Origin of the sequence: Geobacillus sp. ZGt-1 (assembly GCF_001026865.1) — a bacterium.
Classification (GTDB): domain Bacteria; phylum Bacillota; class Bacilli; order Bacillales; family Anoxybacillaceae; genus Geobacillus; species Geobacillus thermoleovorans.
On sequence record NZ_LDPD01000022.1, the window covers coordinates 1 to 14,749 of the forward strand.

At 44.2% G+C, this 14,749-nt stretch carries 14 protein-coding genes; 3 read left to right on the forward strand and 11 right to left on the reverse strand.

Translation table 11 applies throughout. The features are described 5' to 3' along the window. Together VU18_RS08385 and VU18_RS08390 are read right to left on the reverse strand one after the other, a co-directional pair. On the reverse strand, nucleotides 1-947 hold a 947-nt coding region (locus tag VU18_RS08385; protein WP_047757968.1), incomplete at its 3' end, for an MBL fold metallo-hydrolase. A gap of 222 nt (nucleotides 948-1,169) precedes the next feature. After that, entirely contained in the window at nucleotides 1,170-1,472 is a 303-nt protein-coding gene (locus VU18_RS08390; protein ID WP_047757969.1) for a hypothetical protein, read from the reverse strand. A gap of 198 nt (nucleotides 1,473-1,670) precedes the next feature. On the opposite strand from VU18_RS08390, the gene VU18_RS08395 reads away from it, so the two are divergent. Next, entirely contained in the window at nucleotides 1,671-2,984 is a 1,314-nt protein-coding gene (locus tag VU18_RS08395) for a processed acidic surface protein (protein ID WP_033009520.1), read from the forward strand. Then, nucleotides 2,985-3,578, forward strand: a complete 594-nt coding sequence (locus VU18_RS08400) for a class D sortase (RefSeq protein WP_047757970.1) — start codon at nucleotides 2,985-2,987, stop codon at nucleotides 3,576-3,578. It abuts the gene before it with no gap. Between the two features lie 45 nt (nucleotides 3,579-3,623). Here the strand turns inward: VU18_RS08400 and VU18_RS08405 are convergent, their stop codons facing one another. Then, nucleotides 3,624-4,781: a CapA family protein gene (locus tag VU18_RS08405; protein WP_023633568.1), complete on the reverse strand. Its 1,158-nt coding sequence runs from the start codon at nucleotides 4,779-4,781 to the stop codon at nucleotides 3,624-3,626. Between the two features lie 235 nt (nucleotides 4,782-5,016). Here VU18_RS08405 and VU18_RS08410 point away from each other — a divergent pair, with 235 nt between their 5' ends. Further along, nucleotides 5,017-5,430 (forward strand): hypothetical protein, encoded by a 414-nt coding sequence (locus tag VU18_RS08410; protein ID WP_047757971.1) that lies wholly within the window; start codon nucleotides 5,017-5,019, stop codon nucleotides 5,428-5,430. Nucleotides 5,431-5,716: 286 nt separating this feature from the next. Here VU18_RS08410 and lhgO read toward each other — a convergent pair whose 3' ends face one another. From lhgO to VU18_RS08450, 8 genes are all read right to left on the reverse strand, one after another. Beyond that, the gene (gene lhgO / locus VU18_RS08415; protein WP_047757972.1) at nucleotides 5,717-6,913 is read right to left on the reverse strand and encodes an L-2-hydroxyglutarate oxidase; all 1,197 of its coding nucleotides are present in this window, start codon (nucleotides 6,911-6,913) and stop codon (nucleotides 5,717-5,719) included. Nucleotides 6,914-7,088: 175 nt separating this feature from the next. Next, nucleotides 7,089-7,883 carry an ABC transporter permease gene (locus VU18_RS08420; RefSeq protein ID WP_047757973.1) on the reverse strand — a complete coding sequence of 265 codons (795 nt, stop codon included), beginning with the start codon at nucleotides 7,881-7,883 and terminating at the stop codon, nucleotides 7,089-7,091. After that, a complete protein-coding gene (locus VU18_RS08425) occupies nucleotides 7,883-8,815 on the reverse strand; it encodes an ABC transporter permease (RefSeq protein ID WP_047757974.1) in 933 nt (310 codons plus the stop codon). The genes VU18_RS08420 and VU18_RS08425 overlap by 1 nt, the downstream gene beginning before the upstream one ends. After that, nucleotides 8,779-9,882: an ABC transporter ATP-binding protein gene (locus tag VU18_RS08430; protein WP_047757975.1), complete on the reverse strand. Its 1,104-nt coding sequence runs from the start codon at nucleotides 9,880-9,882 to the stop codon at nucleotides 8,779-8,781. The genes VU18_RS08425 and VU18_RS08430 overlap by 37 nt, the downstream gene beginning before the upstream one ends. A gap of 13 nt (nucleotides 9,883-9,895) precedes the next feature. Then, entirely contained in the window at nucleotides 9,896-11,002 is a 1,107-nt protein-coding gene (locus tag VU18_RS08435) for an ABC transporter substrate-binding protein (protein WP_047757976.1), read from the reverse strand. 249 nt (nucleotides 11,003-11,251) lie between these two features. Beyond that, nucleotides 11,252-12,562, reverse strand: a complete 1,311-nt coding sequence (locus VU18_RS08440; protein WP_047757977.1) for a (Fe-S)-binding protein — start codon at nucleotides 12,560-12,562, stop codon at nucleotides 11,252-11,254. Further along, entirely contained in the window at nucleotides 12,562-13,971 is a 1,410-nt protein-coding gene (locus VU18_RS08445) for an FAD-binding oxidoreductase (RefSeq protein ID WP_047757978.1), read from the reverse strand. The genes VU18_RS08440 and VU18_RS08445 overlap by 1 nt, the downstream gene beginning before the upstream one ends. Nucleotides 13,972-13,984: 13 nt before the next feature. Further along, nucleotides 13,985-14,749, reverse strand: a 765-nt coding sequence (locus VU18_RS08450) for a FadR/GntR family transcriptional regulator (RefSeq protein ID WP_236687328.1), incomplete at its 5' end; no start/stop codon positions are given.

The window sequence follows — 14,749 nt, forward strand, 5'->3', positions numbered from 1 at the left end:
TGCTCCTCTTTTTGCAATTCACCGACAGACACCAAATATTCCAAATGCGCCAATGTCTCAGCCACTGCAAACCGCCATTGGTGCGCGGTCAGCGGCTTATGGCCGAACACAAGATGGGCCACTTCATAGGCGGTGCGCCCCGATGTTGCTAGCGTTTTCATTTTTTGCAACCGTTGTTCGTGGTGGCGGAAAATGTCGCTGATCCGCTCGCGAAATTGGCGAATGACCGCGCCATGGGCAGGAAGAGCCACATCCACCTCCAGTTCCTCCACTTTGCGAAGCGAGGCAAAATATTGCTCGAGCGGATTTGGATAAGCGCCGGGCCATACACTAATGTTCGGAGTAATGCGATCAAGCACATGATCTGATGCAAGCAACTGGCGCGATTCCGGCTGATAAAAGCTGATCAATCCATCGCTGTGCCCCGGGACCGGGATGACCGCCCATCGCCGCTGCCCCAGCACAATTTCCGAACGATCCAAAACGGTTAGCACCGGAAACGGGCTAACGCGCAACGACAGCTTCCACATGCTCTCCTCAATGTCCGTTACCAACTCATCCGGCACACCATGGCGGCGAAACATGGCACCCACTTCGCTCGCCTGAACGCTCTCTTCCCCCCACACTCGTTCCGCCATCGCATAATCCGGCTCGCTGATCCAGACAGGCGCCTCCGTCTGCTGTTGCATCCACCCAGCCAAGCCAAAATGATCCGGATGAAAGTGAGTGATGTAAATGGCCTGAACATGCCGCGGTTTGATTCCAAGCTGCCGAAACACTGCTTCCCAAGCGCTAATCGCCTCTGGATAGCGAAAGCCGACGTCAACAATGCTCCATCCATCCGCTTCCCGACCTACGTAACAATAGACATACTTCATCGGAAATGGAACTGGGATTGGAACGCGGTACATTTCATCTCCTATCCACTCCATTTCGATCTGCGTCATCCATTCTCCCCCCTTTTTTGCATCAAATCTTTTTTCATGTACCAAGAACGCTTCGCTTTTATTTTATATTTCTGAATATTTAGTTAATAAAAATATTATGCTACAATCTTCTATCTTTTTCAACCTTCAAAATCATTAGGACAAAACAAAAGGGTGCCCATCCATCATTTTGGAACACCCTTTTCCATGATCCCATCGGTCATCCAATACTATCACAAGCGGCTACATCTCATTACTTTTGGATGATTTTGCAGGAAAATCCATTGCAACAGGCTGCATCGTTCCCATCCGCCGGCTCATCCAGCGGTTGAGGCCGCGAATCACGTTTCGCATCGGTCCTTGCGTCATCGGCGCCATGCGTCTCCCTTGTCTCGCCCCCAACATCGCGGCTGCCACCGCTCCTAAGCTTACGCTGACGAGCGTCCAAATGGCGTTATGGTTTCTTCGCCGTCTAACAACCCCCAACCATGGATTCCACAACCCGCGGCCGCGCTGAACGCGGAACAGACGGAATAAGCGATCCATTGTACCTCCACCTCCTTTTGCTCGACAGCTCCCGTTCAACGGTTAGCATACGTTGCCTCTAAAAAGTCATACGTGGAAAACATTAGATGTAAACAGGGAGGGTGTTCTATATAAAAATTTCCATATATTTCACTATTTTCGTCCCTTTCATGTTCCTATATACTGAATTCGTATATACAAACAAACGGAGGTCACGACATGAAAAACATCGTTCCTTTTGCCTTGGCCGCATCCATAGCCACTGTATGGCCAGCTTCAGCGTTCGCCATTGAACGCAACGATCCAGCTTTAGAGCAGTATTTAAATGAAGCAGGGATCACAGTCGAAGAGCTGGAAAATTATTTGGACTATGAAGGCTATTCGCTCGATGAGTTTGACAGCGTGGACGAAATGCGCCGTGAGTTCGGCGAGCCGCTCACGGAAGAAAATTTAGCTCAGTTGCTCGCCAAACACGGATTGACCGAACAACAGCTTCGACAAATGCTCATCGACAATGGAGAAATGGAAGAGTCACAGGCCATTACTGATGTGTTTTTATTTTACAATGATCTGGAAGAATATATCGAACTGTTTAAAGATTACTCCGTTCCAATCACGGATGAAACGCTGGCCGCCTTTCTAAACGAACGCGGAATGACAAAGGAAGAGCTCATCGCCCTTCTTGATCGGCACGGCGAATCGTTGGCCGATTACCACTCGATCGGCGAGCTGAAAGATATCGTCGATTATTATCGAAATTTGACGCCGTTGACCGAAGAAACATTAAACAAATTTTTACAAGAAATTGGCATGACGAAAACGCAATTGGAAAAACTGCTGTCTAAAAACGGCGATTCGCTTGACAATTATGCGACGGTCGAGGAACTGTCGGAGACAGTCATCGACTACTTGCTTCCGGATTTAGACGAGCTTGGTTTGACGGACGCAGAGTTGGAAAAGCTCTATAACCATTTTGAATCGCTTAATATGGAAGATCCGCAATTCGCCGAGAAAATGGAAGAAATCGGCCAACGGCTTGAGGCGATCGGTGCGTACGATTTTACGAGCGTGACGGAGCTATCGCCAACGCAAATCGCTGAGATCGCCAATGTATGGACCGACCTGCTTTCCACATTTCAGCTGGAAGCGAAGTTTTATTTGACAAAAGGTGGCGAGAAAAAGCCGCTCAGCCTGTCGACGCTGCTGACAATGGAATCAGCGAACGGCTACGATTTGCTTGTTGAAATTTACAGCACTGACGGCGAGCTGCTGGCTGATTTTGTCGTGACCGAAGAGATGTTTGCCTCCGACATATTCGATGAAATCGGCGAAGACTTGCAACAGAGCGGCCAGGCAGCGAAAATCGAAAAAGTGGTGAAACCGGCGCCGCCGAAACCGCTGAAGCGGACCGAAGCCGGAGCGAAACTGCCGAAGACGGCATCCCCGTATGCCGCTTATATGCTTTTTGGTTTGACCTTAATCGGTGCCGGCGCATTCCTTGTCCGCTTCCGCCAAGGAGCCGAGGCGAAATAAATGAACCGGAAACGGCTCGTGCGCTTTTTTGGAGCAAGCTTGATCGCAGCAGGAATCGCCGTAGCCGCCGTTAGCGGCTTGAAGTGGAAAAACGGCTTGGAAGCGGTCAAGCCGCTGTCTGTTGAAATAGAGAGACAAACAGGCGCTGCGCCGATGCAAATCCAAAGTTCACTCTACCCAAAACAGCCCAAAATCGGCGAACAAATCGGCGAACTCGTCATCCCGAAGCTCAACATGAGCCTAGCGATTTACCACGGTACAGATGAAGACGAGTTGAAAAAAGGGGTCGGCCATTACGCCGGCAGTGTCCTGCCAGGAGAGGCGGACAACTGCGTGCTTTCTGGCCATCGCGACACGGTCTTCCGCCGTCTTGGCGAAGTCGGCCAAGGCGATATCTTGATCGTCCGTACGTCCGCCGGCACATTCACCTATAAAGTGCGCAAAGTGCGCATCGTCGACGCCGACGACCGGACGGTCATCGTTCCAAAGCCGAAAGCGACACTCACCGTTTCCACGTGCTATCCGTTCCGCTACGTCGGCCCTGCTCCGCAGCGGTACGTGCTCGTCGCCAACTTAATCAATGATCGCTCTTAACCTTGCAAAAAGCGAAAGGATGGCCGAAACAAGGGCCATCCTTTTTTACTTCACTTCGTACGCGGTCCAAGTCGGCTTTTTGATTTTCGCCGACAGCGAGACAATTTTCCGTTTCACCCGGGCTGCTTCCCCTCCCGCTAACGGCATCGGCTGGTAGTTGTTCCTTGTCGTCACCGATGAAATGCGAAATGGGATGACGCGGATTTCTTTTTTGGCCGTCCGCTTGCCGTTTTGAAAAGAGAACACTTGCTGGAAGACAAACGTATCTTTGTCGCTCGGATTTTTGTTTCCGCCGAACATAAAATTGCCGAGGCTGTAGACGATGAACTTCCCTTTATACTCCTCAATCCCTTGAATGACATGCGGATGATGGCCGACGACCAAATCGGCGCCGCTGTCAATCGCAAAGCGGCCGAGCGCCTTTTGCGTGCTGTTTGGCACATAGCTTCGTTCCACTCCCCAATGGAAATGGACGAAAACGATGTCGGCTCCTTGTTTCCGAAGCGTGCGAATATCGTTGGCGATTTGCTTGCGCAACGTGCTGGTGTTGCTCCAGCCTTCATAGCCAAGCGCTCCAACTTGAATGCCTTTGACCGTTTTCAACAGCCGGAGCGTGCGGCCGAAATAACCGATGTTTTCCTTTTTTAAACAGGCAATCGTGTCATTGTATCCTCGTTGCAAGTAATCGTATGTATGATTATTGGCCAGATTCACAGCATCAATGCCGCCATAGGTTAAGATTTTCGCATAACTCGGGTGGCCGCGAAAACGAAATTTCTTGCTTGCCTTCCGCGTCGAGGTCGTCAGCGTCGTTTCCAAATTGACGGTCGTAAAATCGTCCTTTTTGAAGATCGGCTCAATGTATTTCGTAAAATAGCGCAAGCCGTGCTTCTTCGCTTCTTCATCAAACGAATACGCATAGCCATAATTTTCATCGCGCCCGAGCGTCACATCGCCCGCCGCGCTGATGGTGATGCGCACTTCGTTCGGGTTCGGCGCCGCTTGTTTGGCAGAGGCTGACGCTATCACCATCTTATCGATCGGACTCGGCAGCGGTGGATGCTCGATTGTTTGCCCCGCCAGTTCGTTTGGCGCTGCCAGCACTTCCTCGACGCCGCGATCAGCCGCATTGCTGCAGGAAAATAAAAAGACGGACGCCATACACATAAGCGCCGCATTTCTTCCCTTGATCCATGCGTTCATATTCCCTCTCCTATCAATCTATTTTCTTCAAACTACCACAACTTCTGCTAATGACGTATTCAACACACCCCCTATTTATCCCTTTTCTTTCCCTCAATTTAGGAGTGATGACCTAGCCAAGCCATGATATAATGAGCTTGTAGGCGTTTCCTCTCCTATTTCCACATCTTGGACTCCTCACGTTTCATGGTTGAAACGCCCCGAGTGAATCCCATCTCGATAAGGAGGTTTCTTCATGGAAGAGCTGTTGCGGCAGTTAACCACACTTGTTCAAGGACTTGTCGATGACATGTCCGTCCTGAAGCAAGACATGCAAACGGTGAAGCAAAAATTGGGTCAACTTGAACAACGGGTGGACAAACTTGAGCAACGGATGGACAAACAGGAAGAAGAGCTGCGCTGGCTGAAGGAGCAGATGAAAGAAAACACGGAAATGATCAAAGCGATCCGCGACAATCAACTCGAACAGCGCAGCATTCAAGACGGCATGCGCCATGAAATCGCCAGCCTCCGCGGAGAAATGGCCGGCATTCGCGAGCAAATGGCGACAAAAGAAGACATCTCCCTCATTCATCAGCGGCTTGATTATCAACTTGGCCGCATCGCGAGAGTGGAGGAGGAGATGCATTTGCTGAAGAAAGCGGATTGACACTCCACACGCTTAAAGGCGTGGGATTCTTGGTCAGACGGCTTTTTCTGTAATAAGATCCCCCATCCTGACCGTTTCCGAATGCATTGTCTGTTTCTCCCGTTTCGTCGTCCATCGTTTTTCGAAAAAACCCCGCTACCCCACCATAAGGCTGCAGTAGAGAAAACATGCTTTTCTTTACAATAACCACAATAACCTCACACTTGCAGGGTTGAAGCGATCCAAAGATATGAAAATCCTTCGTACAGTGCCGGCGCAAGCCATGCTTGCGCCGGGCAAACTGCTCTCAACGCCCCGCCATCTCAAAAGTTCGCCGTGCGATCTCCACTCCAATCGGAAAACAGGCTGTTGCCGCAGGCGATGGGGCATTTAAAACATGAACAGTTCTCTTCATATTAATAATGTAAAAATCATCAACGAGTGTCCCATCAGAGCGCAACGCTTGTGCACGTACGCCTGCCGGAGCCGGGATCAAATCGTCCACCTCTATATCTGGAAGCAAACGCTGGACATTTTTCACAAAAGCTGTTTTGCTATATGAACGAATCATTTCTTCCATTCCTTCTCGCCAATACGTCAAGGATAATTTCCAAAATCCCCTAAACGAGATAGTATCTAGAAGGTCCTTTACATCCACATCCGTTTTTCTGTATCCTTCACGCTTGAATCCAAGCACAGCATTTGGCCCCACTTCCACCTCACCATTGATCATTCTTGTCAAATGGACACCAAGAAAAGGAAATTGTGGATTCGGAACAGGGTAAACTAGGTTTTTCACAAGGTAGCGTTTTTCAGGGCGTAACTTATAGTACTCCCCTCGAAAAGGAACAATTTTCAAATCTATTGCTACTCCCGAAGCACGAGCAATACGGTCGCTATACAACCCCGCACAATTAACTGCAAAATCAAATGAGTGGGTACCGCGGTTAGTAATTACGCGGACCTTTGAATTCTCTTCTACAATTCGCTCCACCTTTGTATTTAATAATAGTTCAGCTCCTGCACTCTTTAATAGTGATGCTATTATTTCACAAACCTTCCTATAATCGACGATACCAGTTTCTCTTACATGAACAGCCCTGATCCCATTAATATACGGTTCGAAATCTCGCAAACGATCCTGATCAATCAACTGGAGATTCAAACCGTTTTGCAACCCACGGTCATATAAGTTTTTCAAGAGTGGAAGCTCTTGCTCATTCGTGGCTACAATCACTTTTCCACACCGTTCAAAAGGAATTCCATATTTTTGGCAAAAACGAATGAGCGCTTCCCCTCCTGATCTCGCAAATTTTGCTTTATAACTTCCAGGTCTATAATAAATCCCTGAATGAATAACACCACTGTTATGGCCTGTTTGGTGCGTTCCCCAATGATTTTCCTTTTCAATCACTGTAATTTCTGCCTCTGGCCTAGCCTGCTTAATAGCATAAGCGGCAGCTAAGCCAACAATTCCTCCTCCAATAATGGCTATATGAATCATGTCAAGATCTCCTTATTTCATACTGTCTTTTCGGAATAGCCTCTGTTCGCTGTGCTCTACATCATCAAAAAAATTTCTGCTTTTTGTTGCCGACAAAAAAGAAAGAATAGAGAAATTCTTCTTTATCTTTAAACACGATTCTTAACCATGTAAGCAATCACAATAAAGCAAACGGTTAATGAGCACTCCCTAGCAATTTCCCAACACCATGAATTTTCTCTAAAATCAAAATAAGTACAACTGAAATTAAAATTACAACGCTCGAAACTGAGGCAACAATCGGACTATATGCGTCCTGCATCGTCGAAAAAATTTCCAACGGCAATGTTCTCATCTCTGGAGACACCATAAATAGCGAAACCGTAACATTATCAAATGAAGTCAAAAAAGAGAATAATGCCCCGGATAAGACCGCCGGCCGAATTAAAGGAAATGTCACTTTCCAAAAAACAATCAACGGACTAGCTCCAAGAATTGCCGCTGCCCGTTCCAAATTGTAATCAAAACCACTTAATCCTGTTAGGACAAAACGGACTACATATGGTACACAAATAATAATATGAGCGATTAAAAATCCCATCGGAGTGCCCGCTAACAACATAGGAGTGAAATAAATTAATAAGGCAATGCCAAGCACCAATTGCGGAACAGTCAACGGAGCGGTTAACAACGAGACAAGATAAGATTTCCCAGGTATATTGTATTTAGCAATAGCAAGAGCTCCTAATGTTCCTAACAAAACTGAAAACAATGATGCTAAAAAAGCGAATTTTACACTATTCCAAAAAGCTTCCACAAACTCTGGCCGTTCTAGCAACTTGGTGTACCACTGCAGTGAGAAACCCTTTGGCGGAAAGCTTGGATAATTGGCGCTGGTAAGTGAAGCCGGAATGGTTACAACCAATGGAATTAAAATGTAAATAAAACTAATTATGGCTAGAAACAACCTTAATTTTCTTAAAATATTCATTAGCGGAACACCTCCCGGTAGCGTCCCTTTTCCATCATTCGGGTAAAAGTAGTAACAATGATTAACGTAATGCCAAGGAGAACATACGAAATGGCAGATCCGTACGTCCAACGCAGTAAGTTAATAATTTGATCATAAGCCACAACTGGGAGCATAGGTACATTTGCTCCTCCCATCAATGCTGGCGTCACATAGGCACTCATCGACATACTAAAGACCAACACGACCCCTGATACAATCCCAGGTAAACTCAACGGCAAGGTAACTGACAAAAATGAACGGAACGGGCCGGCTCCCAGAATGGCTGCAGCTTTCTCAAGAGATGGATCAATATTATATAAACTTGTAGCAACTGATAAAATCATAAATGGTAGATAGGCATTAGACAGTCCTATAACGACACCTATCTCCGAAAATAGCAGTTTAGGTGGCGAAGTGGTAATACCAAGGCTAATTAATAATTGATGGATTGTTCCGTTTGGTAACAAGAGAAGATACCATCCGAAATTGCGCACAACAATGCTAATAAGCAACGGTGAGGCTACAAGCAAAGTTAATAATCCGCGGACACGCGGGGAACATTTAGCCATTGTTAGTGCTACAGGATAACCGAGCAACAGGGATACCACTACAGTGTAAAGGCTTATTTTAATTGTTAGCCATAACGAATGTAAATAGTAAGAATCAGTAAAAAAATGCACGTAGTTTCCTATGCTATAGAACGCATTTGTTTCCCCTTTGGTTTCAATAAAACTTAAATATAAAATGTAAAGCATTGGTATCACAAAGAAACCGAAAATAAAAGCCACTAGGGGGAACAAAAGCAAACCGCAATATATATATTTTCTCCAATTTCTTTTTCTCCTTGCCGTAACAACTTCTGTTGACAATCTGACTATTTTTTGACGATCATCATATCTGACGGGTTCCATCGTACAGTCACCTCAGTTCCTATTTTCCAATCCGATTTAATGAAAGGTTGTAGCACTTGCACCCGTTTTCCAAACAATAACAGTTCGATTTCCCAAGTAGAGCCAAGATAGTTCATTTGAACGATTGAAGCATTATACTTGTTGTAATAAAAAATTTCTGGCTCACTTTCTTGTTCCTGAATGGTTAATTTTTCTGGTCGAATGTACAGTTTGACCCTATCTCCAATTGAATAGGAATGATCCGAGCCCATCATATTTTTTGACTCAATAAATATCTGAATATTCCCCTCTAGCTCAACACATATCATTCGACTGTCAATAGTTTTTACCTTCCCTTCAAATTGATTTGATTTACCAATAAATTGAAAAACGAACTCAGTACATGGGTGCTCATAAATCTCAGTTGGTGTCCCAACCTGTTCAATTGTCCCTTTATTCATTACTACAATCCGATCAGACAGAGAAAGTGCCTCCTCTTGGTCATGTGTAACAAAAATAGTGGTCACTCCCACCTCTTTTTGTAAACGTTTAATTTCAGCCCTCAATTCATAGCGCAATTTGGCGTCAAGATTGCTGAGTGGTTCATCAAGTAATAATAACATCGGTTGCACTACTAGGGCACGGGCAATAGCTACACGTTGACGTTGTCCCCCCGATAATTCCCGCGGATACCTCTTCTCTAATCCAGACATTTTTACCAGTTCTAACGCCTGTTCAATTCTCTTCCTTCTCTCTTCTTTAGGAACTTTTCGCAAGGATAAGCCAAAATCAAGATTTTCATAAACAGTCATATGTGGGAATAGAGAATAGGTTTGGAATACCATTCCTAAACCACGTTTATACGGAGGAATATTTGTCACGTTTTTTCCTTTAATAAACACTTCTCCTTTATCAATATCAAGAAAACCTGCAATGGTATTAAGCGTTGATGTTTTACCACACCCAGAAGGTCCAAGCAAGGTGAGTAGTTCACCTTGCTTGACTTGTAAATCGATACCATTTAGAATAATATTTTTTCCAATTTGTTTATAAACTCCCTTCAATTCTACATCATTTGCCACTTGCATATTTCCACTCCTTCTATTTATTAACCTTTTTCCCTAGCTCTGGTGTAACTTCTTTAGCCCAGCGATCTGTCCATTCTTCCCGAATTTCGGCCATCTTTTTAAAATCAGGACGAAAAACACGATCGTTTTCTTTTAGGCCGATAGATTTTTCGTACTTCGGCGCTACCTTCATTCCTTTAAGCACCGGGTAAAAACCGCTTTCCGCAATTTGCTTTTGCGACTCCTCACTTATCAAAAAGTTTACGAATTTTATCGCCGCTTCTTTATGTGGAGCATTCTTGACAACCGTTGCGCTGAATGCTTGCAATGGCGCTCCCTCTTTCGGAATAACCATTTTCAAAGGCACTCCCATATCAATCAACTCAGCTATCGCATAGCTACCCATGACAGTGACATCTGCTGCTCCTTGTTGCACAGCTGGCATCATTTGAGTAGAGTTTTTGTAGAACGTATTGGAATAGCTAGCTAATTCCTTGGCTTTTTGCAAACCAGGCTCCAAATTATCTAAACTTCCACCATTAGCATTGGCAAGGTTATAAAGCAAAGCAAACCCCCAGTCATTGGCAATGTCAGCGAATGCCGTTTTCCCATTATATTCGGGTCGAATAAGGTCATTCCAAGATGTAATAGGCGCCCACTTGTGTTTCTCAAACGTTTCCGTATTGTACGCAGGAGCAATTACCAATCCAAATACGGGCACCCCAACATTATTTACGACGACAAATCGTGGATCAAGCTTATCCATGTTAGGGACTATCGATGAGTCCAATTTTTCAATCAATCCTTTGTCATTAGCTCTTTGTACGTCCAAGGGCACATAAAACGCCACATCATATTGGGGGGCATTTTTCTGCAATTCCACCTTTGACAATATTTCACCAGATAACCCAGGAACAAAATTCACCTTAATTCCGTATTTTTTTTCAAATTTTGGAACAATTACTTCGCGAATAGCCCTCTCAATTTTGCCACCATTCCCCGCGACTGTAATTTCAGCCACACCATCTCCCGAATTGCTGGCTGGTTTAGCCCCGCTAGTTGTTTTAGGATTTGGAACACCGCAACCGACTAAAGACATGACAATTATAAAAACTAATAGGACAATCCATTGTTTTTTCATTCAATTTTCCTCCTAACTTCTATTTACTTAGTTGTAAAGTAAAATACATAGCTCCTTCTACCGTCTAATTTTCTTGATTACCATATATTCTTTCCCCTCCTAAATAGAAAACGTTTTCACTAATGTTTATGCTAAGAAAACAAGGATGCCCGATTCTGTATAATATTGCTCTTTTTTAAATTCGCCAATTTTCTATAAATGCGCGCACTTAAATTGATCATTTTCATGCAGAGTGGGAAGTGAAACGGCTCATGAACCTTTTTTCGTAGCTTCACATGCCTCGGCGAGCAGTTCAACAAGATGAACCGCCTTTATATGATCATGGAGATTTTCCTTGGCAATACCCACTTTCATTTGCAATAAACAACCTGGATTAGTCGTTACAATAACATTGGCCTTTGTATTTTTAATATCAGACATTTTTGCATCAAGGATATTCATAGACTCTTCAAAATGAATTAAATTATAAATCCCACCTGAACCACAGCAAAGGTTAGGACTATTTAATCGTATAAACTCAATGCCTTCAATCGACTGAATCAATGCTTCTGGATCTTTTGTAACTTTTTGAACATTAGTCATATGGCAAGAGGGCTGGTAAGTAACCCTGTAAGATAAGGCTCTCTCTAGTTTCAAACTAAACTTATTTAAAATTACACTAATATCTGCTACCTTTTGCTTAAAATGTCTTGCACGCTCCAACCACTCGGGATCATCTTCGAACAATCCATCATATTCCTTCAGCATGGCGCCGCAACCTCCCGCGCTATTTGCAATATAATCAAACTCCTCTTTTTCAAATACTTCAATGTTCCGTTTGGCCATTTCTTTTGCCAGTTCTGCTTCCCCAGCATGCAATTGTAACGCACCACAACATGTTTGATCATTAACTACAATAACCTCACAACCAACCTTTTGCAACAGGCGAATGCTAAGCAAATTAATTCGGTAAAAAACCGCTTCCATCACACAACCGGTGAAAAATGCCACTTTCAAGGCTGGACGCTTGCTAATCGAGGGGTATCGGCGCCCATCGTTTTTTCGAAAAGGGGGCTTCGCTTCAGTTAATCCCTTATCAAATAACTCCCACTTTTTTGGGAGCAAATATCGAAGCGGCCTCATATGAACAACCTTTTTCACACCTGATTTCTGATATACCCATAGAAAACTTCCAAGCTTATTCATGATACTTTTATTCGGAAGCACATGCTTAAAGATGAGACTCTCACAAAAACGTCGCAATGGAGACAAAGTCTGCTTTTTGTGATAGCGGATACTACCTTTTACAAGCTCGAGCATTTTTCCATATTCCATGTTGCTTGGACAAACATGTTCACATGAACGACATCCAAGACAAAGATCGATTGGAACACTTAATTCATTCACTGTGATATGTCCCTCTGCCGCCACGCGAACAAGATTGATGCGCCCCCTTGGAGATTGTGTTTCCGTTTTCATAGTCAAATAGGTAGGACAGGAGGGCAGACAATAGCCACATTGAACACAGTCATATGTTAAATCCGCCGCCTTCTTTAAATACACGTTTTCTTGGGCTTTCATTACCTTAACACCAACCTGTCACCTGGTTTTGGGAAAATCTTTCCTGGATTCATAATGTTATTTGGATCCCACGCCTGTTTAATGCGTTTCATCATTTCAAGCGAAAACTGATCAAATTCCATTGGCATAAAGGACTTTTTCATCAGCCCGATTCCATGTTCCCCAGAAAGCGTTCCCCCGAGATCAAGGGCGGCTTCGAAAATCGCAACTACTGCTTTCTCTACCTTCTTCATCTCCTCTTTATTGCGCTGATCACAAAGAATGTTTGGATGAAGGTTTCCGTCGCCGGCATGCCCAAAAACAACGAGATCGATGTCGAATTTGTCTTTAATTTCCCTTAACCGTTTTAGAAAAGATGGTATTTGGCTTCTTGGAACTGTCGCATCTTCAGAAATTTTCGTTGGTTTATGTCGCGCAACAGCCGGAGACACAAGTTTTCGCGCTTTCCACATTTTTTCTTCTTGGTCACTCGTTTCGGCTTTTTGGACGCACAACGCTCCTGTCTTTTGCATTAATTTATAAACATAATCCGCCTCATCTCGAATAGCTAGAGGATGACCATCAAGTTCTATAAAAAGAACCGCTTCGGCATTGATAGGCAATCCCATCGGCTTGTAACTTTCCACCGCCCGGATAGATGCTTGATCCATAAACTCGATCTTCGACGGAAGAATCCCCGAAGTAAGTACATTAGTAATAGCATAGCCCGCTTGCACGATATCGTCGAAAACTGCCATAAGAGAAAGCGTCGCCTGCGGTCTTGGAATAAGACGCAAAATAGCCTCTGTAATAATGCCTAGTGTTCCTTCTGAGCCAACAATTAATTTCGTCAAATCATAACCTGTGACATTTTTGATCGTTCGTCCACCTGTGCGTATAATATGGCCTTCCGGTGTGACAACTTGCAATCCTAAAACATAATCTTTCGTTACTCCGTATTTCAGCCCCCGCGGCCCACCCGAATTTTCCGAAATATTACCAGCAATTGTCGAGACATTAGAACTGCTGGGATCCGGGGGATACATAAGACCAACTTTTTGAGCAGCCCGATCAATGTCAGCCGTAATTACACCTGGAGAAACAATAGCAATCATATCATCCCTGTGGATTTCTAATACATCGTTCCATAAAGATACATCAATCACTATCCCCCCCTCAATAGGCAAAGCTCCTCCACTTAATCCAGACGCATTCCCCCTTGGTGTAATGGGTATTTTTTCGCGATTGGCGAGTTTTACAATTCCAGAAACTTCCTCTACACGTTTCACTTGACAAACAAGATCAGGAACAAAAAAACCAAAAGACGCATCATAACCATAACTAAGAAGATCCGTTTTTTTAATAAGAACTCTTCTTTCCTCTCCAACAATCCGAACAATTTGATCTACAATATCTGGCTGTAGCGGCATCACTCACCACCTCTTATATACCTATACCTTTGTAACGCGCAATGACACTTTCAAGATGATAACGCATAGCCTGACGTGCTTTTCCTCCATCACCAGACAATATAGCTTCATAGATTGCACGATGCTCTTGAAGCACCCTTACAGGATCCCCTCCCCCCGCAAATGTATTAACTGCATTTTTGGTAACCGATTTAAAAAGCTTGTCAGAGATGAATTCCATTATTCTAAGAAACAGTGCATTTTGAGACATTGATGATATTTGCATATGAAAAGAAAAATCTGATTTAGCCGGCAATTTCCCTGACATAACCTCTTTCTCCAGTTCAGAAAACAATTGCGTTAACTTTCTTTTATCATCTTCTGTTCCTCTTATTGCTGCATAATAAGCTGCTTCCACCTCAATAGCTTGACGAAATTCCATAAGTTCTTGAATTTCGGTGTCATCATCTCCAAAAATATAATTTAAATCTAGAAAATGATTTCCTATCTCTCTGACAAAAGTTCCTACTCCAGGGCGTATCTCTAAAACACCAATAGCTTCCATAACAGCAATGGCTTCCTTAATCGTAGTGCGTGACACCTGAAACTTTTCCGCTAAATCACGTTCTGAAGGCAGTTTATCCCCCGGCTTTAATTGTCCTTGACGAATAAACTGTTGAATCTGCTCAATAATGGCTTGATAGACTCTTTTCTTCCTAATCGGTTTGATATCCATTTTTCCCTCTCCATATTTTTCTGTAATGCTCAACGGGATACCTTGTGTGGAGTTTTCATAGAA